We start from the raw sequence: 20802 nt of genomic DNA, 5'->3' as shown, positions 1-20802 counted from the left end.
GGGGTTCAAGTCCCCCCTCGGACACATTCTTTATGTACATGGATGGTGCTGGCCGGGTTTCGGCCAGCACCATCCGTGTTTCATGGTCGTAGGTCAGGCGCAGTCCGAGCTGTCGGGCGACGGTAGACGGGGCGGTGCCGGATTCCTGGGCGGCTCGGTACCAGGTGAGCCTGGGCACGGGTCCGGATCGGACTGTGTCTGCTCGATTGCGGTGAGTGAGTTCGGCCCGGGCGGCATCCGATGGGTACTGCTGCACTGGTCCCGCAGCGACTCCGGGGCGCTCGACGGCCTCGTCGACGCGGTGCAGACGTTCGGCTGGAACGCGACACCAGTTGCGGCCACACCCACAGACGGGGCGTGACTGGGCAAGCGGCCAAGATCTCCTTACGGTTGGACCCGACCGCCCCGCAGGGGCACCGGGTACGAAGGGGGCTCAGTGGAAGCCGAGTTGACGGCACTCGCGGCGACGGCGGTGACGGCTCTGACCGGGCTGATGGTGACGGAGTCGTGGGAGCAGGCCAAGCTGAGACTCGCCCGGTGGTTCCGGCGACGTGGCGTGGACGAGGACCCACAGGGCGAACTCCAGGCCGACAGCGACGAGTTGGCGCGTGCCCGCGCGGACGGGGACGAGCGGGCCGTCGAACGTGTCGAGGAGCAGCTGCGTGAGCGTCTCCTGCGCGTTCTGCAGGACGACCCGGAGGCTCCCGGGGAGCTGGCGCGGCTGATCGCCGAACTGGCGCCGGACGCACCGGTCACGTACGTCAGTTCGGTCCGCGGCGGCGTGCATCACGGTCACTCCTTCCAAGGCGCGCACATCGTGGGTGACATCACCTTCACCGTTCCGGCGCCGGTGCCCGTACCGGCGGGGACGAGACCGCGGCCGAACCAACTGCCCGCACGGACCTATGAGTTCGTCAACAGGGGCAAGGAGATCAACAAGCTGCGCCAGACGTTCGCCGCGGCCCTGACCGGCTCCGACCGCGTCGACCTCGCGGTGGTTTCGGGGGTCTCCGGCGTCGGAAAGACCGCGACGGCCCTCCGGTTCGCGGAGACGGTTCAGGACCTCTATCCGGACGGTCAGCTGTACGTGCCCTTCGCCGATCTGCGTGACCGGTCGGCGCTGACGCCCGCGGTCCGGAGGGACACCACGGACGTCAGCGAGGCGCTGGCCATGTGCCTGACCGCCCTGGGCGTCGGAGAGGACGCCATGCCGCGAACCGTCGAGGCGCGCGCCAACCTGTTCCGGTCCTGCTCCGCCGACCTGCGCATCCTGCTCGTGCTCGACGACGTGACCGAGCCCGCCCACGTTCGCGCGCTCATCCCGAAGGGGCCCGGCAGCGGGGTACTGGTCACGGCTCACGGGAAGCTGGGCGAGCTGGTGGTTCAGGACGACGCGACACCGATCGGCCTCGAACCGCTCGACGAGCACGGCGGTCTGGCCCTGCTGGCGGACCTCTGCCCGACGGCCGTGGACGCCGACCGGACCGCCGCCAGGCACCTGGTGGAGCTGTGCGGCGGACTGCCCGTCGCCCTGCGGATCGCGGCGGCCCGGCTCAGGACCGAGGAGGGTCTGACCACGGCCGAGCTGGTGGAGGAACTGTCCGACGAGACGGACCGGCTGGCCGGACTGTCCCTGCCTGCCGAGGAGCTCTCCGTGTCCGCCGCCCTGGGTCCTTCCTACCGGCTCCTGCCACCTGACGCGGCCCGGCTCTACCGTCTTCTCGGCTGGCTGCCCACCAGCCGTTTCGATGCCGGGGTGGCCGCGGTCGCCGCCGATGTCGACACGCGGGTGGCCAAGCGGCTGCTGCGGGTACTCGCGGCAGCAGGCCTCGTACAGCGGGAGCAGGACAACCGCTACGTCCTGCACGACCTGATCCGGCTGCACGCCCGGGAGCACGCGAACCAGGAGGAGCCCGCGACCGGGGAAGCGGAACTGATCGGGCGGGTGGGCACCCACTACCTCGTCCTGACCGCGTTCGCCGACCGGGCGATCAAGAGGAAGAGAAAGCGGATCGCCGACCTGTCCGCACTCCTCCGTGATGCCAACAACCCCTTCGCCGCCCCCGACGGTCCGGCACCGCTCGTATGGCTGGACACCGAGCGTGCCGCCATCCTGGGCGTTCTGCGCGCAGCCTCCCGGCACGGGCGGCACACTCTGGTCTGGCAGCTGGCCGAGGCGTTCACGGCCCTGTTCCTGCACCGCCGTTACCTCGACACCTGGCGGGAGTCGCTGGAACTGGGCGCGAAGGCCGCGGCGGCCGCGGCGGAGTCGGATCGGACGGCCGCCGATGCCCGGGCGGCCGAGGCTCGGCTGCGCAGCCTGCTGTCCCGCCCGCTGATGGACCTGGACCGGCACGACGAGGCGCGCACCCAGCTGGAGCAGGCCCTCCGGCTCGCCGAGACGGTCGACGACCTCGTACTGCGTGCCTCCGTCATGGAGTTCCAGGGCCGGTACCTGGACCGGCAAGATCCCGAGAACGCGGCGGCGGCGTACCGGCGTTCCCTCGCCCTCAACGAACAGGCCGGGGAAGCACGAGGAGCGGCCATCGCCGCCGTCTTCCTCGGCAGCGCGCTGTCCGTCGGCGGGGAGCACACCGAGGCGCTGGCCGTACTGCGCCGGGCTCACGACGACCTGCTGGCCGACGAGGAGCCGGATGTGCGGATGGCGGCCCGGGCACTGGCCGCGATCGGCCTCGTACGCGATCGCCTGGGCGAAACGGAGGCCGCGGACCGGGACTTGAAGGAGGCGGTCGGGATCCTGCGGGACCGGGACGCGACGCACTACGCGGTCGAAGCCCTGGTGGGGCTTGCCGGCATCGCGCAACGGACCGGCGCCGACACGGCCCTGGTACGGGGCCACCTCACCGAGGCGCTGGAGATCTACGAGCGTGACGGCAACCCGGCGGCGGGGGAACTGCGGCAGCGCCTGGACGAGTTGGACAGCGAGGATGCCCCGGACGTCGGCCACTGAGGGCCGTGGGTGTTCAGTGAGCGCCGCCCGGGCGGAGGCACAGGACGACGTCCTCCTCCCGCAGATCGCCCACTCGCACCGTGACGGAGGAGCCGTCCATCGGGAGGCCCGCACGTAGGGCGGCGTACACGACCGAGGCCAACACCCCCGGATCCCGGGCTCCTCCGGTGGCGGTCGCCTCCACGACCCGGCCGTCCCGGAGCCCGGCGAGGCAGGCCTGTCCTCGTACGTCCGACACGGCCAGGAGACTTCCCGGGAGCCGCGCGAGCGTGTCCTGGATCCACCGCAGCGCACCGGCGGTCGTCGGGTCCGTCCGGCGCCGGACGATCGCCGAGGCGCTCGTGGCCACTCGCCCGTCGCGTTCGTCGTCCGTGCAGGCGAGATGGGAGAAGAGCGTGGGACCGTCGGGTGCCTCACCGGCGTATCCGGCTACGGCTGCCGGAACACGCCGTACGGCGACGGTCGGCCCGCCGCCGTCCTCGCCGACCTCGGTGGTCACCCGCCAGGAGGTGACCGGCGCGGTGGGCGGTTCGGACAGGGGTACGGCGAGCGGGTGCGGCGGCGCTGTGTCGGGCTCGGGGAGCCGGAGCAGGCGGTAGAGGGCGGTGCGGAGGCGTGCCAGGGCGTGGCCGGGTTCGGCGAAGGCCCGCGCGGCGACCGGCGTATAGCGCTCGGGTGTGTGCTCGCGTACGGCGTCCTCGATCTGTTCGTGCAGGTCTCCGCGTGGGTCGAGCCGGGGCGCCAGGTCCGCCATGGCGTGGACGGCGGTGCCCGGCACCGCGTCGGTGCCGAACGCGGCGAGCAGCAGCGGCGTACCCAGGGACGCGCCGTACAGGCTGACCGATCCGTGGTCGCCGACCAGGACGTCGGCCGCGACGAGGGCCGGGCGCCAGGCGTGCACGGCGGGCATCAGCAGCAGACCGGCGTCCAGCGCGGCCGCCTGCAACGTGCGCAGCTGCCAGGAGCCGTGCGCCGACCAGACGTTGGGGTGGACGATCGCGCCGACCTTGTAGTCGTCGTAGGGGAGCTGGGCGAGGAGGCGGGCGGGGAGGTCCGGCTGCGTCCCCAGGAGGGAGGTCGGTCCCCAGGTCGAGCTCACCATGACCAGCTTCTGGTCCTCCCGGACACCCAGTGCCTCCCGGTAGGCCGGTCTCATCGGCCCGCTGCTCAGCAGCTCGTCGAGACAGGGATCGCCCACCAGGAGAGTGCGTCCCGCAGCCTTCGGGTGGGTGGCGAGCAGCTGCTCCTCCTGCGACGGATGCGAGACGGCCAGCCAGGCCCGGCCGGATTCGAGCAGGGAGTCCGGGACGACGCCGGACAGTCGCTCGTGCGGGCCGCGCGAGTCCGGGACGAGCTTCTGGAACCCCACGCCGTGCGGCAGCACGAGGACGGGGCAGTCGCCCTCCGGCACGTCGATGTTCTCGCTGGCGGACAGGATGAGATCCGGGGCCGCCTCCGCCAACTGCTCCCATGGCATGACGCGGCATCCGGCGTCGCGCAGGAGGGTGAGGACGCCGGAGTCGAAGGCCGAGGTGGGGTCGTGCGCGAAGACGACGGTGACGCGGTGGTCGCCGCGCAGCAGCGCCGGGAGCGTTTCGAGGACGCGTACGGTCGAAGTGACCGTGCGGGCGGCCACGACGAGGGTTCGTTCGCCGTGGAAGGTGCTCCACCGGTGGGCGTCGTCCCCTATGGGCACGCGAAGAGGTCGGCTACCGGACAAGGCACCCGCCTCTAACAAACCCGCTCCTCCAGCCGGTCAGCGGCTCGCGGCTCGCGGCTCGCGGCTCGCGGCTCGCGGCTCGCGGCTCGCGGCTCGCGGCGACGATCTTGTATCACACGTCAAGCCGTGCTTCCACCCTCCATGTCGGGACCACCTCGTTGCTCGTGAACGGATACACGGTAACCAGGGTGCCCGACAGCCCGGATCACCGAGGGCGGGTCGGAGGTCACGACGGCGTCGTTCCGCCCCGACGGCCGCACCCTGGTGACGGGCACGGGAGAGTCCGGCTGCTTTACAGAGGGCTCGCCTCGGGGCACAGCGTCAGAGGGCCCGCCTCATGGAACACCTCACCCCTCGCCCGCTCCACCATCGCCTTCACCAGCCCCGCGAACAGCGGGTGCGGGCGGGTCGGGCGGGAGCGCAGCTCCGGGTGGGACTGGGTCGCGACCAGGTAGGGGTGGACGTCGCGCGGGTACTCGACGTACTCCACCAGTCTGCCGTCCGGGGACGTGCCCGAGAACAGCAGGCCCGCCTTCTTCTCCAGTTCGGCGCGGTAGGCGTTGTTGACCTCGTAGCGGTGCCGGTGCCGCTCCTCGACGCGCTCCCTCCCGTCGTACACCTCACGCACGAGCGAATCCTCGGCCAGGACGGCCGGGTACAGGCCGAGCCGCATCGTGCCGCCCAGGTCGCCGTCGCCCGCGACGACATGGAGCTGCTCGGCCATCGTCGAGACGACCGGATGGGCGGTGGCCGCGTCGAACTCGGTGGAGTTCGCGTCGGGGATGCCGGCCAGGTTGCGGGCCGCCTCGATGACGACGCACTGGAGGCCCAGGCACAGGCCCAGCAGCGGGACCTTGTTCTCGCGGGCGTACCGGATCGCCTCCACCTTCCCCGGCACGCCCCGGTCGCCGAACCCGCCGGGGACACAGACGCCGTCCACGTCCGCCAGCTGCTCCTTCGCCCCCGCCGGGGTCGTGCACTCGTCCGAGGTCACCCACTTGATCCGCACGTGTGCCCGATGGGCGAAGCCGCCCGCCCGCAGCGCCTCCGTCACCGACAGATAGGCGTCCGGGAGGTCGATGTACTTGCCGACCAGCGCGACCGTGACCTCGTGGTCGGGGCGGTGGACACGGTCCAGGAGGTCGTCCCAGGTCGTCCAGTCCACGTCCCGGAACGGCAGGTCCAGCTTGCGGACGACATACGCGTCCAGGCCCTCGCCGTGGACCGTCTTCGGGATGTCGTAGATCGAGCGGGCGTCGGGGCAGGCGACCACCGCGGACTCGTCCACGTCGCACATCAGCGAGATCTTGCGCTTGATCGCCACCGGTACCTCACGGTCGCAGCGCAGCACGATCGCGTCCGGCTGGATGCCGATGTTCCGCAACGCGGCCACCGAGTGCTGGGTGGGTTTCGTCTTCAGCTCGCCCGACGGGCCGATGTACGGCAGCAGCGAGATGTGGACCACGAACACCCTGTCCCGGCCCACCTCGTGCCGGATCTGCCGGACCGTCTCCAGGAAAGGCAGCGACTCGATGTCGCCGACCGTGCCGCCGACCTCCGTGATCACCACGTCGACCTCGTCCGTCGCCATACGGCGGACGCGGTGCTTGATCTCGTTGGTGATGTGCGGGATGACCTGGACCGTGTCCCCGAGGTACTCGCCCCGCCGCTCCTTCGCGATCACCGCGCTGTACACCTGGCCGGTGGTGACATTGGCCGAGCCGTCCAACTCGCGGTCCAGGAAACGCTCGTAGTGGCCGATGTCCAGGTCGGTCTCGGTGCCGTCGTCGGTGACGAAGACCTCGCCGTGCTGGAAGGGGTTCATCGTGCCCGGGTCCACGTTCAGATACGGGTCGAGCTTCTGCATGACCACACGCAGGCCGCGCGCCTTGAGGAGCATGCCCAGGCTGGAGGCCGTCAGACCCTTGCCGAGCGAGGAGACGACACCTCCGGTGACGAAGATGTGCGTGGCTTTCGGCGGCGTGGCCAAGGAGGCTCCCAGGGTCGTGGGGGGGGGGGGCTTCAGGGGGGCGTGTCGTTCGTGAGCGGGAGGCGCCTGACGATCTCGGTGTCGGAGTCGAGGATGTGCGGCAGCGAGCCGAGGGTGTCGACGACGAAGCCGTACAGCTTCGTCTCGTCCGCCACACAGACGTCCGCGAGCAGGTTGTACCGGCCCGTGACGGCGGCGCAGAACCGTACGTCGGGGCCGGCGGACAGGGTGGTGCCGACGCTCTCGATGCCGGCCGGGTGGACCTTCAGCTGGACCCGCGCGTGCACCGGGCGGCCCAGCAGGGCCGGGTCGACGACCGTACGCAGGCGCACCGCCCGGCGCTCCAGCAGCGCGGCGACCCGGCGGCCGGCCGTGGCGGTGGAGAAGCCGAGCTCGGCGGCGAGCTCGGTGAGGCTGACGCGCGCGTTGCGTTTCAGGGCGTCGGCGACACGGGCGTCGCCGGGCGTGAGGGCGTAGGGCTGGGTGGGGCCGGGCAGCGGCTGGGCCAGACTCGCCCGCAAGCGCTTCACCTCCTCCTCGGTCAGCACGGGGACATGCCACTCGGACTCGTCGCGGAACGGGCGCAGGGTGATGTGGGCGCTGAGCACGTCGATCCCGGGCAGGCCGGGGACGCCGTCCGCCGTCAGGGAGTACAGCGACGACCGGGACTCCACCAGCAGTTCGCACCAGAGGTGGCCGGCCCCTCCGCCCACAGCGGCGACGTTAAGCACCTCGGGGCGCGCTGCCAATCCCGCGGTGCTGCTTTCCGGACAGCTCGCGGTCGTCCTCAGCCGCAGGTGGAGTGTGCGTCCGAGGCCGCAGAGCAGCGGGTCGTACTCGGCGGTGCAGCGCATCACACCGGTGTCCAGGAGCCGTTGGACGCGCCGCGCGACCGCGCGTTCGTGCTCGCCGAGGATGCGTCCCACTTCCGCCACCCCGGCCCGGGGACTGATCTGAAGCGCGGCCACGATCCGCCGGTCAAGCGCGTCCAGACAGTCCGCCTCGTCGATTCTGTCGGTATCCATCACCATGACCTCATGATGGCAGGATCTTTATCACCAAGAGCTGGATTGTTGTCGGATTCAATCGGCTAGGGCAGACTTGCAGTCGTCACCAACAGTGATGCGGCGTGAGCTTTTCGTATCCGACCTGGCTGTACGGCCCGAGAGGACAGAGCTTTGGCAGGCGAGAGCACCATCGCAGCAGTCCAGGACCACGTCACCTCCGACGACTTCCGCGACGCACTGGGGCGGTTCTGTTCCGGCGTCACCGTGATCACCGCGATGGGACCGGCCGGGCCCGTCGGCTTCACCTGCCAGTCCTTCTCCTCGCTCTCCCTCGACCCGCCCCGCGTCGTCCTGTGTGTCAGCCGTACGTCGACGAGCTGGCCCGCCGTCAGGAACAGCGCCTCCTTCTGCGTCAACGTGCTGGCGCAGGCCCAGCAGCCGCTCAGCGAGCGGTTCGCGCGCTCCGGCGGCGACAAGTTCCACGGCGTCGAGTGGACCCCGTCACCGGACGGCGCGCCCCGCCTCGCCGGCGCGACGGCCTGGATCGACTGCCGCCCGCACGCCGAGTACGCAGGCGGCGACCACCTCGTGGTCACGGCCGGCGTACGGCGGGTCGAGGCGCCCGCCGAGGCGCGGGAGCCCCTGCTGTTCTTCCGGGGCCGCTACGCGCGTCTCGACGACGCGTTCTGACCATCCGCACACACCCGCTGCACCTCCCAAGGAGAGACACCTTCATGTCGACGACCCCTGCCATCGACGACTCGACCGCGCTCACCTCCGGCCTCCTCACGGGACTCGACGTCTTCGTGGGTGGGCCGATCCAACATGCCATCCTCGCCGACGGGTTCGTCGGCCACTTACAGGACGCGATCACCACGGCGATCAGCACGGTCACCGAGAACGGTGCGAACGTGTTCTCCGCGCACGTCGTCGAGAAGTTCGGCGAGGAGACCGCGGCGTTCACCCCCGAGCAGGTCTCGGCGCGCGACTTCCGCTGGATGAAGAAGTGCGACGTCTTCGTACCGGTGCTGCCCGTCCAGCAGGAGGACGGCATCCTGCGCCGCACCGACGGCACCCACATCGAACTCGGCTGGGCCACCGCCCTCGGACGCCCCATCGTCCTCATCACCAAGCAGCCCGTCGTGGAGTCCGCCAGCCACCTCCTGAAGGGCCTGCACCGCGTCGGGTTCGTCCAGCACGTCGACTTCGACGAGTTCACCGAGAAGCCGAGCCTGCTCGTCGACGCCGTGCTCACCGCCACCGAGCGCCAGCGCGAGGCGATCGGCGCGAGCCTCGTCGCCTAGGCATCCGTCCGCCCCCCCACACACAGACCTCACACCTCCGGACGGAGTTCACCGAGTGCGCGACCTGTCGATCCTCGGCCTGCCACTGACCACGCCCGTGATCGTCGGATCCGGGCTTCTCACGGATCAGGAACGCAATATCCGCCGGCTCCTGGAAAAGGGCGCCGGAGCCGTGGTCACCAAGACCATTCACCCCAACCCTCCCCAGGGCCTCGACGAGCGGATCCTGCGGCTGCCCGTCGGCATGCTGAACAGCACCACGTACTCCAAGCGGCCGGTGAACCACTGGCTGGGCGTGCTGCGCTCGTTCGCCGACGACCGGCTGCCGGTCATCGCCTCCCTCCACGCCGACAGCCCCACCGAACTCGCCGCCCTCGCCAGGGACGTCGAGAAGACCGGCTGCCGGGCGCTGGAACTCGGCATCTCCTGCCTCAACGAGGAGGACGGACTGGAGGACGACAACCCCGACCGGGTCTACGCCTACACCTCCGCCACCCGCGGCCGCACCGCACTGCCGCTGTCCGTCAAACTGGCCGTCGGTGAAGGGCTCCAGGAGCGGGCCCGGGCCGCCATCGCCGGCGGCGCCGACGCCATCACCCTCAGCGACACCATCCCCGGCGCGGCCGTCTCCCCGGCCACCGGAGACCTCGAACTGAACGGGGTCTACGGCTACTCGGGCCCCGGCCTCAAACCCCTGGTCCTTGCCGCCGTCTGGCAGCTGCGCCGACGCGGCATCGACCTGCCGGTCATGGGCGTCGGCGGGGTGAGCAGCGGCCGGGACGTCGCCGACTACCTCAGCGTCGGCGCGAACGTGGCGCAGGTCTACACCGCGCTGCACACCGAGATGTACGACACCCTGGAACGCATCCTCGCCGAGACCCGCGAACTCCTGGGCGAACCCCAGGGAGCCGCGTTATGACCTCGCTCACGGACCTGACGAGCAGTCAAGTGGCGGACGCGGTAAGGGGCCGGACCGTCGTCTGGCCGATCGGGGCGATCGAGCAGCACGGCCCGCACCTCCCGCTCTCCGTCGACCTGCTCCTCGCCGAGGCCATGGCCGCCGAACTCGCCCGCGAACTCGGCGCGTTCACCCTCCCCGCCCAGGCCGTCGGCGCCCGCTCCCTGCCGCAGAGCGGCGGCGGGCTGCACTTCCCCGGCACGGTCTACGTCGGCGGCGACACCCTCGTCCGCTACCTCGCGGAGACCCTGCGGGCGCTCGTCGCGCTGCCCATGGCCCGCCTCGTCGTCGTCAACGGGCACTACGAGAACGAACCGTTCCTCTTCGAGGCGATCGACCAGGTGCGCGAGCGAGGACTCCTCGACGACACCGAGGTGTTCGCGTTCAGCTGGTGGTCCCTGGTGCGGGACACCTGGACCGACGCGGAACTCCCGGAGTTCCCCGGCTGGCACGCCGAGCACGCCGGGGTCACCGAGACCAGCCTCATGCTCCATCTGCGCCCCGACCTCGTCACCGACGAGCGCCCCGACCACGACGCACCGCCCCGGGCAGGCGTCTACCTGCACCCGATCGACGTCGGCCAGACCACCAACAGGGGTGTCCTGTCGTCGACTTCGGGATCGAGCGCCGGACTCGGCGAGAAGCTGCTGCGGCACATCGTCGACGAGGCGACGGCCATGGTCCGCGACGGCAGGGGGCTGCTCTTCGCCCAGACCCGGCCCGACCGCCGATCCGGAGGAAAACGACCGTGACCAGCAAGTTCCACCTCGCCTGTATCTTCAACTTCACCCCGGACGACTGGCAGGGCCCCTTCGGCACCGGAGGCTCGCCCTGGGACGGCCGCTTCCACACGGAGGTCGCGCAGGCGCTGGAGAGGGCCTGCTTCGACTACGTGATCATCGAGGACAAGCTCATGGTCCCCGAGAGCTACGGCGGCTCCTCCGAACGCGCCCTGAAACAGGGCATGGTCGTCCCCAAGCACGACCCTGTCCCGCTGGCCGCCGCGATGGGCCTGGCCACCTCCCACCTCGGCATCGTCGCCACCCTCTCGACGATGGCGTACCCGCCCTTCATGACCGCGCGGCTGGCCTCCACCATGGACAGCATGCTCGGCGGGCGGTTCGGCTGGAACATCGTCACCAGCGCCGAGGACCTCGCGGCACAGAACTTCGGCCTCGACAAGCTCCCCTCGCGCGACGACCGCTACGCAATGGCCGACGAATACGTCGACGTGGTACGGCAGTTGTTCGACTCCTGGGACGCCGACGCGGTCGTCCTGGACCGGGAGAACGGGATCTACGCCGACCACACGAAGGTCCGGCCGATCCACTTCAGGGGCAAGTACTTCAGCGTGCGCGGCCCCCTCAACACCGTGCCCTCCCCGCAGCACCGGCCCGCGTTCACCCAGGCCGGAGCCTCGCCCAGGGGCCGGGCCTTCGCCGCCCGCAACGCGGACTCGGTGATCGCCATCGCCAACGGCGTCAGCGGGATGAAGGAGTTCCGCGACCAGGTGCGCGCCCACGCAGAGGCGGCCGGCCGGGACCCGGACGACGTCAAGGTGCTGTTCTGTGTCACGCCCACCCTCGGCGAGACCGAGCAGGACGCCCGCGAGAAGTACCAGCGGGAGATCTCCTCCCCGCAGTTCATCCACGACGTCCTCGCCGAGACCTCCGCGCTCACCGAGATCGACTTCGCACGGTTCGACCTGGACGAGCCGCTCCCGTACCGCCTGGAGACCAACGGCGAACAGGGCTCGCTCGACCAGCTCCAGCAGTGGGGCAGCGGGAAGACCCTGCGGCAACTGGTCATGGACGCGGCCGGGGGACTGGTCTCCTCGATGGAACTCGTCGGTACGCCCGACCAGGTCGCCGAGCAGATGGGGGCGGCGATGGAGGAGGCCGGCGGTGACGGCTTCATGCTGACGACGCCCGTCCTGCGGATGAACCGCCGCTGGGTCACCGAGATCACCGACGGCCTGGTGCCCGCCCTGCAGCGACGCGGCCTCACCCGCACCACCTACACACACGGCAACACCCTCCGCCAGAACCTCACCGAGTTCTGACCTCGATGGCCCCGATCACCCCGACGACCCCCCTATGACCCGGACGATCCGGACGACGCGACGGCTGGTCCTGGACGACACCGCCCAGGACCTGCTGTTCCGGCAGGCGTTCACCGCGGACCGGTTCACCGGCGAACCCGTCGACGACGACACGGTCCGCGCGGTCCACGACCTCGTCCGCGACGGCCCGACCGCCTTCAACCAACAACCCCTCAGGCTCTGCCTGTTGCGCTCGGCCGGAAGCCGCGCACGGCTGGCCGTCCACCTGTCGAGGAGCAACCGCGAAAAGACCATCGAGGCACCCCTGACCGCACTCCTGGCCGTCGACAACGAATTCCACCGCAGACTTCCGGAGCAGTTTCCCCAATTCCCCGGAGCGATGGACCTGTTCACCCGCGACCCCGCTCTCAGAGAACACTCGGCACTGCTGAACGGCGCCCTGCAAGCCGCCTATTTCCTTGTCGGCGTCAGAGCGGCGGGCCTCGCCGCCGGACCGATGAGCGGATTCGACGAGGACGGCGTCAACCGTGAATTCTTTCCCGACGGCCGGCTTTCCACGCTGTTCGTCATGAACCTCGGCCGACCCGTGCCGGGTTCCCGCCCGCGCGGTCCACGACTGGCGTACGACGAGATCCGTACGACGCTATGACGGGCGCCGGACCGTCTCCCGGTACCAGCGGCCCCACTTGTCCAGCTCCTCGGTGAGGGAGTCCAGGCTGTGGCCGATGTCCGTCAGCGTGTACTCGACACGTGGCGGTACCTCCCGGTGGACGGTCCGGGTCACCAGACCGTCCGCCTCCAACTCCCGCAGTTGCCGGGTCAGCATGCGCTGGGTGATCGGCGGCAGCGCCCGCCGGAGTTCCCCGAAACGGAGAGTGCCCGGAACCAGCTGTTTCAGAATGGCCAGTTTCCAACGGCCCCCGAGAATCTCCATGGCGAACTCGACCGAGCAGTGATCCGGCGTTTCCTCGACATCGGAACGCACCGCTGACCTCCATTGGTATACCGAGTGGTACTAGGGGACAGTAATGACCGTACTTGCGGCCCGCGTTGATACATACGGAAACTGAGGATATGTTGAACAGGGACGTGGCCGCACCGGTGCGGACATCGAAGGAAACCGCCGCACCGAACCGGCGCTGGCTGGTACTGGCCGTGGTCTCGGGCAGTCTGCTGCTGTGCGGGATCGACCTGACGGTGCTGCATGTCGCCGTGCCGAGCATGAGCCGCGATCTGCACCCCAGCGCCGCGCAGTTGCTGTGGATCGTCGACGTGTACTCGCTGGCGCTCGCCGCCCTGCTCGTGACGTGCGGGACGCTCGGGGACCGTATCGGGCGGCGCAGGATGGTGCTGAGCGGCTTCTTCGCCTTCGGTCTCGCCTCGGCCGCCTGTGCCTTCGCGACATCGACCGGGCAGCTCATCGCCGCCCGCGCCGCGCTCGGCGTCGCCGCCGCGATGATCATGGCGTCGACGGTGGCGATCATCCGTGTCGTCTTCACCGACGACCGGGAGCGAGCCCTCGCGATCGGCGTGTGGACCTCCGCGCACAGCGTCGGCGCGACCATCGGACCGCTGGTCGGCGGGATCGTCGCCGAACGATGGGGCTGGGGCGCGGTGTTCCTCGTCAACGTCCCCGTCATCGTCGTCATCCTGGTCGTCGGCGCCCGTGTCATCCCCGAGTCGAGGAATCCCGTGCCGCGCCGCTGGGACGTGGCCAGCGTTGCGCTGTCCGTCACCGGACTCGCGGGCGTGGTGTACGCGCTGAAGCAGGCCGGCGAGCACGCCGAGGTGGACACCGTGATCGCCGTCACCGCGCTCGGCGGGGCCGCGCTGCTGTACCTCTTCGTGCGCCGCCAACGACGGCTCGCGGAGCCCCTGTTGGACTTCTCCCTCTTCGGCGAACGCCGCTTCACCACCGCTACCCTGTGCGTCATCGGCTGCTTCGGCAGCTATGTCGCCCTCCTCTTCTTCCTCACCCAGTGGTTCCAACAGGTCGGCGGCTACTCGCCGTTGCGCGCCGGGCTCTCCCTGATGCCGCTGGCCGCCGCCAACGCGGTCGGCGCGGTCACGGCGCCTTGGGCGTCGGCCCGTTGGGGCAACCGCTGGTCGCTCACCGGGGCGCTGGTCCTCTTCGCCGCCGCCTGCGCCGCGATCGCCGCCGTGGGGGACACCGCGCACTACGGGATGCTCCTGCTGCCGCTCCTGTGCGCGGGTTACGGCGCCGGGATCGTGATGACCCTGGGCGCCGACTCGATCATGAGCGCCGCCCAGCCCGAGCGGTCCGGGGAGGCCGCCGCCATCCAGGAGACGTCCTTCGAACTCGGCGCGGGCCTCGGTGTCGCCGTCCTCGGCACCGCGCTGACCCTCGTCTACCGCACCGGTCTGCCCGACGTGCCGGGCCTGAGCACCGGGGACCGGGCCCAGGCCGAGGAGTCCTTCTCCGCCGCCGAGGACGTCGTCGCGCACCTCCCGAAGTCCACCGCCGACGCCGTCCTCACCGGGGCCCGCCAGGCGTACGACCACGGCTTCACCGTCGTCGCGGTGATCGCGACGGCGGTGCTGGTCGGTACGGCGGTGATGGCGGCGCTGATGCTGCGCCCCAAGGCGTCCCAGGACACCTGACTGACCACAAACAGCCTTGTCCGGCTCGCCGCCGCCTACCGGGCCGGGACCCCGTAGACGGGGCGTCCTGGAAGGCATGCCCGGCCTGCGCACTCCGCGGTCCTCGCCGCACAGCGGAGGCAGGCGAGTCGGCGTTGATGTCGGCGGTCCGGGCGATCGGCAACCGGACGGGTGCTGTCCTGGCCGACGCGACACCCCGTCTCCTAAGTCGCGTCGGCCAGGGGGAGGGAGAGCGGGGACGACCCGCCGACGCGGCTCGGGCGGGGGCCAGCCTCCGCCCACATGGTCTTTCCGCTCGGCGGATACGCCTCCACGCCCCACCGGTCGGCGAGCGCGGCGACCAGCAGCAGGCCCCGGCCCGACGCGCCGTCCACCGGTGTCCCGAAGTCCCCGCACAGCAGCGGGAGTTGCTCGGCGACGATCTGCTCGGCCCGTTCGATTACGGCGGATGACACCTGCCAGGCCTGGAGCCGCTCGACGGCGAGCAGTCGGGCGAGGCGGGCACCGCGGCGCGTGAAGGAGATCCGCTGGGCGAAAGTCTGTACGGTATTGAACCCTCAAGACTCGCGGGGTCTGCTGGAGAGAATGCGAGGAGAGCTATGACCACGACGGAACTCGCCTGGTTCAAGTCCAGCTACAGCGGCACCCAGGGCGACAGCTGTGTTGAGGTCGCCGCCGCCGAACTGGCCGTCTACGTACGCGACTCCAAAGACCTGACGCACCCTCACTTCTCCGTCGGGCGCGACGGCTGGACCTCGTTCATACGCTACGCCGCGCACGGCTGAGCCCTTCGGCGACGGGCCCAGCCGTACGGCGGACTCAGTCCCGCAACCGGTCGATCTGGCGCAGCTTGTTCGTCGCGTCCAGTGCCGCCACCTTGTAGGACTCCGCGAGCGTCGGGTAGTTGAAGACCGCGTTGACCAGATAGTCGACCGTGCCTTCGCAGCCCATCACGGACTGGCCGATGTGGATCAGCTCCGTCGCTCCCGTGCCGAAGCAGTGGACGCCGAGGAGTTTGCGGGTCTCCGGGCAGACCAGGAGCTTGAGCATGCCGTGGGAGTCGCCGATGATCTGGCCCCGGGCCAGTTCGCGGTAGCGGGAGATGCCGACCTCGAACGGGATGCTGTCCTCGGTGAGTTGGTCCTCGGTGCGGCCGATGAAGCTGATCTCGGGGATGGTGTAGATGCCGATGGGCTGGAGGTTGTGCATCTGGTCCACCGGCTCGCCGCACGCGTGGTACGCCGCCGCCCGGCCCTGTTCCATCGAGGTCGCGGCGAGGGCCGGGAAGCCGATGACGTCGCCGACGGCGTAGATGTGCGGGACCTCGGTGCGGTAGTGCTCGTCGACCGTGATCCGGCCGCGCCGGTCGGCGGACAACCCGGCCTTGTCCAGGGCGAGTTCGTCGGTGAGGCCCTGGCGGCCCGCCGAGTACATCACCGCGTCCGCGGGGATCTTCTTGCCGCTCTCCAGGATGGTCAGGGTGCCTCGGGGGTGGCGTTCCACCGCCGCGACCGTCTCCCCGAACCGGAAGGTGACGGCCAGGTCCCGCAGGTGGTACTTGAGCGACTCGATCACCTCGACGTCGCACATGTCGAGCATCCCGGCCCGCTTCTCGACCACCGTGATCTTGCTGCCGAGCGCGGCGAACATGGAGGCGTACTCCATGCCGATCACCCCCGCGCCCACGATGACCATGGAACGCGGGACCCGTTCCAGGTTGAGCACGTTGTCGGAGTCCAGGATCGTCTGTTCGTCGAACTCGACGCTGTCCGGCCGGGCCGGCCGGGTCCCGGTGGCGATGACGATGTGCTCGGCGCTCAACAGCCGTTCGTTGCCGGTCACTTCCTGCAGCGCCACGGTGTGGTCGTCCACGAAGCGGCCGGTACCGGCGAACAGGGAGACATGGTTGCGGGACAGCTGGCTGCGGATGACATCGACCTCGCGGCTGACCACGTGCTCGGTGCGCGCGGTCAGGTCGGCGACGGTGATGTCCTCCTTGAGACGGTAGCTCTGGCCGTACAGATCGCGCTGGGTGAGGCCGGTGAGGTAGAGAACCGCCTCGCGCAGGGTCTTGGAGGGGATGGTGCCGGTGTGGATGGAGACCCCACCGACCATGTCGGGGCGGTCGATGACGGCGACCCGGCGGCCGAGCTTGGCCGCCGCGATGGCAGCCTTCTGGCCGCCCGGGCCGGATCCTATGACAAGCATGTCGAAGTCGGGCACCCTCGTGAGTGTGTCAGTCCGAGGCCGACGTTCGAAAGGGTGAACGGGCAACGATTGGCGTCCACTCCCGCGTTCTGTCCCTCGCTTGGACTCAAGACGGCTGCGGAGTGAGACGTTCGAGGCCCTTGCGGTCGTAGTAGCGGGTCATCGCGAAGCCGAAGAGCAGCGCGAGCGCGGTGCCGATCGCGATCATGATCCAGGCGCGGGTGAGTCCGGCGTCCCCGCGGGCGTCGAAGTAGAGGATGGCCCGTACCCCGTCGCCGAGTTGCCGCATGGGCTCGAACGCGGACAGGAAGCGGTAGAAGTCAGGGACCGCCTGGAGCGGGACCGTGGCCCCGGACGAGGGCAGGCCCAGGACGATGAACACGAACATCGACACGAGCTGCCCGATCCCGCCGAAGGCCGCGTTGATGGCCTGGACGCCGAGGCCGACCGCGAGGGTGGCGCAGTACGAGTACAGCCACAACAGGGGCAGATGACCGGCGTCCATGTCGAGGATGCCGACGGTCGCGAGCATGACCAGGGAGACGCTGAGGAGCGTGATCCCGGCGGTCATGCCCATCTTCAGCAGCAGGGTCTGGGTGCGGTCGACGGGCACGGTGGGCCGGCGCGTGTGCCAGGGGCCGATCTCGTTGTCGGCGTAACCGAGGGAGGTGTCCACCGCGTTGCTGATGACGTTGCCGCCCATGAACCCGGCCAGCACGAGCAGCAGCGTGTAGTAGAAGGTGCTGAGCCCGAGGCCGCTGTTGGTGCCGATGGGATGCCCGACCTGGGTGGTGACCGCGACCGGATCGGCCAGCAGCAGCTTCGCCGTCGCGTCGGCCTGCGTCGCGCTTGCCGTCAACTGCTTGCCGATGTTCTGCGACGCCTGGTGGGCGGCGGCCGTGGTGATCTGACTGGCGAGGGAGGAACCGAGGCTGCCCTTGCCGGGATTGGTGAGCACGGTCAGCGCCGGACGGGCGGTGGCGCTCGTGCCGGTCAGCGCGGCGACGGAGGCGGTGAAGCCGTCGGGCACGACCAGCGCTCCGTAGAGCTTGCCCGAGTCCAGCTCGTCCTGGGCCTTGGCGAGGCTCAGTTCACGCCACTCGGCCTTGTCGCCGTTGGAGGTGTCGGTGGTGACGGCCCGGACGATCTGCGCACCCAGGTTCTCCTGCTGCCCCGACAACGGCTCGCCCCGGTCCGCGTTGACGATACCGATGGGAAGGTCGTGCAGATCGCGGTTGGGGCTCACGATGCCGCCCATGTAGAGGAGCGACAGCAGCAGCGCGAGCAGGCCGGTCAGGACGGTGGGCAGCAGCCACAGCTTGGGCCGCACCAGCAGCGCGGTGGCGCGCGCCTGCATACGGACGGCGGCGGGGGAGGGGGGTTCGGCGGACGTCCCGGAGGACGGACTGTCGTCGGCTGGCATGGTTCTCCGGTGGCTCTGGGGCGGCCCGGGACCGGAGGTGGTCGCCGCCCGCCCGGCCAGGATCATGCGTACGGCGGCACGCCCGCGCGAGCGACTCGCCGAGCCGGCGGCGACGACGGACGTACGACTACGGAGCCATGTGTACGCGGACCCCGTCGAGGGCCACCGCCAGGACGCGGTCGCGCTGGGTGTCGTCGAGGAAGTTCGTCGAGGTGATGCCGGCGAGCATGCGCACCAGGTCGTCGAAGGTCATGTCCTTGCGCGCCTCCCCGGCCTCCTGCGCCCGCTCGAACAGCGGGCCGCCCGCCTGGTACATCGAGTCCCGGCAGGCCAGGAAGATCTCCGACTCGTGGTTGAGGGCCTCGCGGACGGCCCGTTTGGTCACGGTGTACCCCACGAAGCGGCGCAGCCACGCGGTGAGCGCCTCCCACGGCGGCTGGTCGGCGACCTCCAGCGCGAACCGGCACAGGGCGTCCACCTCGTCGGCGTACACGCTCTCGAAGAGATGGCGGCGGGTGGGGAAGTTGCGGTACAGCGTGCCGATGCCGACGCCCGCGCGCCGGGCGATGTCCTCCAGGGACGCCTCGGAGCCGTGCTCCGCGAACGCCTCGCGCGCGGCGGCCAGCAGGGCGTCGTAGTTGCGCGCCGCGTCCTTGCGGTGCGGGCGCTGCGCCGCGACGAAACCGCTGACGGGGTACGGCTGTGCCGTCACGGATGCCTCCCTGGCCGGGCGCCGGTCGGGCGCGCTCGAAACGGATGCGGGCCTCCGGTATTGAAGCGGAGGTGAGCCTCCGCTAGAATGGAGGCGTACCTCCACTTTAGCAGTCGGGGTGCGTTCCCCCATGCGACGCGTACGGCCGTGCGCATCGCAGGCGTGCGCGAACGCGGCCCTCATCACGTCTACGTCTACTCCGCCACCTCTGTTCGGAGATGCCTTTCCATGCCCCGCAAGTCCACTGGCTCCATGCGCTCAACGCGCTCCACCCGCCTCACCTTCGCGGTCCTCGCGACCGGTGCGGGCGTGTTCTCCATGCTTCAGTCGCTGATCGCGCCGGCCCTGCCGACCGTCCAGCACGCCCTGGACACCTCGCAGTCCACCGCGACCTGGGTGATGACGGCCTTCCTGCTGTCCGCCTCGGTCTTCACCCCGATCCTCGGCCGCGTCGGCGACCTGATCGGCAAGAAGCGCACCCTCGTCGCCGTCCTCGTGGTCGTCACCCTCAGCTGTCTGCTCGCCGCGCTCGCACCGAACATCGGCGTACTGATCTTCGCCCGGGTCGTCCAGGGCGCGGGCGGCGCGCTGTTCCCGCTGTCGTTCGGCATCATCCGGGACGAGTTCCCGCCGGGTGAGGTGAGCGGCAGCATCAGCAACCTGTCCGCCGTCCTCGCGGCGGGCGGCGGTGTCGGCATGGTGGCCGCCGGGCCGATCGTGACCGCGCTCGACTACCGCTGGCTGTTCTGGCTGCCCGTCGGCGTCGTGGCCGTCACCACCCTGATCGCCATCCGCTATGTCCCCGAGTCGCCCAACAGGGCTGTCGGGCGCGTCAGTTGGCTCGGTGCCGTACTGCTGTCGGCCTGGCTGGTCGCCCTGCTGCTGCCGCTCAGTCAGGCGACCCGATGGGGCTGGGGCTCGGGCCGGACGATCGGCCTGTTCGCAGCCGCCGTACTCCTCTTCACCCTCTGGCTGCTGACCGAGGCGCGCTCCAGCACCCCCCTCATCGACCTGAAGATCATGCGCCTGCCCGCCGTGTGGACCACGAACACCGCCGCGCTGCTCTTCGGTGCGGGCATGTACTCGATCTGGTCCTTCCTCCCCGGCTTCGTCCAGACGCCCGCCTCCGCCGGGTACGGATTCGGCGCGAGCGTCACCTCCGCCGGACTGCTCATGCTGCCGATGCTGATCGCGATGTTCCTCGCGGGTGTCCTGGGCGGCCGGCTGACACCGGTACTGGGCGCCAGGAAACTGCTCACGGCCGGTGCCGCGCTCGGCGCCGTCGCCTGTGGATTCCTCACCCTGTGGCATGACGAACAGTGGCAAGTCGCCTTCGTGGCAGGCGTGTTCGGCCTCGGCATCGGACTGGCCTTCGCCTCGATGGCCAACCTGATCGTCGGCAGCGTCCCGCCCGAGCAGACCGGCGCGGCGACCGGCATGAACGCCAACGTCCGCACCATCGGCGGCTCGATCGGCGCCGCCCTGACCAGCGTGCTGGTCACGAGCAGCCTCCAGCCCTCAGGCCTCCCGTACGAATCCGGCTACACCCACGGCTTCGCCCTACTGGCCGTCCTCTGCCTGGCCGCAGCCCTGGCAGCCCTCCTGGTACCGACCACCCGTACAGAACAGCCCCTGCGTGCAGCCCGAACCGCCGCCGACCCGTCACCCGCGCAGCCCGAAACCGCCACCCGCACCTGACCGAGGTTCAGCCGGGGGAGCCGGCCCGTGCCCCGGTTTTCAGGGGCGCGGGGAACTGCGCGACAAGCCCCCACCGGCCCGCGGTGAACGAACCACATGTCCCGCGGATCCTCCTGAGACGGAGCGC

19 protein-coding genes are annotated in these 20802 nt (G+C 70.3%); 11 read left to right on the top strand and 8 right to left on the bottom strand.

What is annotated here, in order from left to right; all coding sequences use genetic code 11:
- Positions 1-211: 211 nt before the first annotated feature.
- Together ACWCRB_RS33265 and ACWCRB_RS33260 are read left to right on the top strand one after the other, a co-directional pair.
- Positions 212-361, top strand: a complete 150-nt coding sequence (locus tag ACWCRB_RS33265; RefSeq protein WP_450999607.1) for a hypothetical protein — start codon at positions 212-214, stop codon at positions 359-361.
- Positions 362-436: 75 nt separating this feature from the next.
- Positions 437-2971, top strand: coding sequence for an AAA family ATPase (locus ACWCRB_RS33260; protein ID WP_450999606.1), 2535 nt, complete (start codon positions 437-439; stop codon positions 2969-2971).
- Positions 2972-2984: 13 nt separating this feature from the next.
- On the opposite strand, the gene ACWCRB_RS33255 is transcribed toward ACWCRB_RS33260, so the two are convergent.
- The 3 genes from ACWCRB_RS33255 to ACWCRB_RS33245 form a co-directional block, all read right to left on the bottom strand.
- A complete protein-coding gene (locus tag ACWCRB_RS33255) occupies positions 2985-4667 on the bottom strand; it encodes a hypothetical protein (protein WP_450999605.1) in 1683 nt (560 codons plus the stop codon).
- A 316-nt stretch (positions 4668-4983) separates the two neighbouring features.
- A complete protein-coding gene (locus ACWCRB_RS33250; RefSeq protein WP_450999604.1) occupies positions 4984-6681 on the bottom strand; it encodes a CTP synthase in 1698 nt (565 codons plus the stop codon).
- Positions 6682-6713: 32 nt separating this feature from the next.
- Positions 6714-7706, bottom strand: a complete 993-nt coding sequence (locus tag ACWCRB_RS33245) for an Lrp/AsnC family transcriptional regulator (protein ID WP_450999603.1) — start codon at positions 7704-7706, stop codon at positions 6714-6716.
- A 153-nt stretch (positions 7707-7859) separates the two neighbouring features.
- On the opposite strand from ACWCRB_RS33245, the gene ACWCRB_RS33240 reads away from it, so the two are divergent.
- Genes ACWCRB_RS33240 through ACWCRB_RS33215 form a run of 6 tightly spaced genes read left to right on the top strand, consistent with a single transcriptional unit; the run spans position 7860 to position 12661 of the window.
- Complete coding sequence (locus tag ACWCRB_RS33240) at positions 7860-8378, top strand: flavin reductase family protein (protein ID WP_450999602.1); 519 nt, start codon at positions 7860-7862, stop codon at positions 8376-8378.
- Between the two features lie 44 nt (positions 8379-8422).
- On the top strand, positions 8423-8992 hold the full coding sequence (locus ACWCRB_RS33235) for a nucleoside 2-deoxyribosyltransferase (RefSeq protein WP_450999601.1): 570 nt from the start codon (positions 8423-8425) through the stop codon (positions 8990-8992).
- Positions 8993-9047: 55 nt separating this feature from the next.
- Positions 9048-9911 carry a dihydroorotate dehydrogenase gene (locus tag ACWCRB_RS33230; protein WP_450999600.1) on the top strand — a complete coding sequence of 288 codons (864 nt, stop codon included), beginning with the start codon at positions 9048-9050 and terminating at the stop codon, positions 9909-9911.
- Complete coding sequence (locus ACWCRB_RS33225) at positions 9908-10702, top strand: creatininase family protein (protein WP_450999599.1); 795 nt, start codon at positions 9908-9910, stop codon at positions 10700-10702. Before ACWCRB_RS33230 ends, ACWCRB_RS33225 begins: the two co-directional genes overlap by 4 nt.
- Positions 10699-12012, top strand: coding sequence for an NtaA/DmoA family FMN-dependent monooxygenase (locus ACWCRB_RS33220; RefSeq protein ID WP_450999598.1), 1314 nt, complete (start codon positions 10699-10701; stop codon positions 12010-12012). Before ACWCRB_RS33225 ends, ACWCRB_RS33220 begins: the two co-directional genes overlap by 4 nt.
- Before the next feature lie 34 nt (positions 12013-12046).
- A complete protein-coding gene (locus ACWCRB_RS33215; RefSeq protein ID WP_450999597.1) occupies positions 12047-12661 on the top strand; it encodes a malonic semialdehyde reductase in 615 nt (204 codons plus the stop codon).
- Here the strand turns inward: ACWCRB_RS33215 and ACWCRB_RS33210 are convergent.
- On the bottom strand, positions 12656-12997 hold the full coding sequence (locus ACWCRB_RS33210) for a winged helix-turn-helix transcriptional regulator (protein ID WP_450999596.1): 342 nt from the start codon (positions 12995-12997) through the stop codon (positions 12656-12658). The two genes, ACWCRB_RS33215 and ACWCRB_RS33210, sit on opposite strands and share 6 nt — an antisense overlap.
- 89 nt (positions 12998-13086) lie before the next feature.
- Between ACWCRB_RS33210 and ACWCRB_RS33205 the strand changes: the two genes are divergently transcribed.
- Positions 13087-14634, top strand: a complete 1548-nt coding sequence (locus tag ACWCRB_RS33205; RefSeq protein ID WP_450999595.1) for an MFS transporter — start codon at positions 13087-13089, stop codon at positions 14632-14634.
- A 203-nt stretch (positions 14635-14837) separates the two neighbouring features.
- On the opposite strand, the gene ACWCRB_RS33200 is transcribed toward ACWCRB_RS33205, so the two are convergent.
- The gene (locus tag ACWCRB_RS33200; RefSeq protein WP_450999594.1) at positions 14838-15089 is read right to left on the bottom strand and encodes a hypothetical protein; all 252 of its coding nucleotides are present in this window, start codon (positions 15087-15089) and stop codon (positions 14838-14840) included.
- Between the two features lie 144 nt (positions 15090-15233).
- On the opposite strand from ACWCRB_RS33200, the gene ACWCRB_RS33195 reads away from it, so the two are divergent.
- Positions 15234-15419, top strand: a complete 186-nt coding sequence (locus ACWCRB_RS33195; RefSeq protein WP_450999593.1) for a DUF397 domain-containing protein — start codon at positions 15234-15236, stop codon at positions 15417-15419.
- Positions 15420-15453: 34 nt separating this feature from the next.
- Here ACWCRB_RS33195 and sthA read toward each other — a convergent pair whose 3' ends face one another.
- The 3 genes from sthA to ACWCRB_RS33180 all read right to left on the bottom strand — a co-directional run bounded on the left by sthA (position 15454) and on the right by ACWCRB_RS33180 (position 18977).
- Positions 15454-16857 carry a Si-specific NAD(P)(+) transhydrogenase gene (sthA, locus tag ACWCRB_RS33190; protein WP_450999592.1) on the bottom strand — a complete coding sequence of 468 codons (1404 nt, stop codon included), beginning with the start codon at positions 16855-16857 and terminating at the stop codon, positions 15454-15456.
- Between the two features lie 91 nt (positions 16858-16948).
- On the bottom strand, positions 16949-18265 hold the full coding sequence (locus ACWCRB_RS33185; RefSeq protein ID WP_450999591.1) for a DUF3533 domain-containing protein: 1317 nt from the start codon (positions 18263-18265) through the stop codon (positions 16949-16951).
- Positions 18266-18392: 127 nt separating this feature from the next.
- Positions 18393-18977 (bottom strand): TetR/AcrR family transcriptional regulator, encoded by a 585-nt coding sequence (locus ACWCRB_RS33180; RefSeq protein WP_450999590.1) that lies wholly within the window; start codon positions 18975-18977, stop codon positions 18393-18395.
- Positions 18978-19229: 252 nt separating this feature from the next.
- Between ACWCRB_RS33180 and ACWCRB_RS33175 the strand changes: the two genes are divergently transcribed.
- Positions 19230-20675, top strand: coding sequence for an MFS transporter (locus tag ACWCRB_RS33175; RefSeq protein WP_450999589.1), 1446 nt, complete (start codon positions 19230-19232; stop codon positions 20673-20675).
- The last annotated feature ends 127 nt before the right edge of the window (positions 20676-20802 follow it).

It is taken from the genome of Streptomyces sp. NPDC002156, assembly GCF_053593675.1.
Note: the sequence above shows the minus strand (reverse complement) of the source record. Positions and strands in the feature narration are given on the sequence as shown.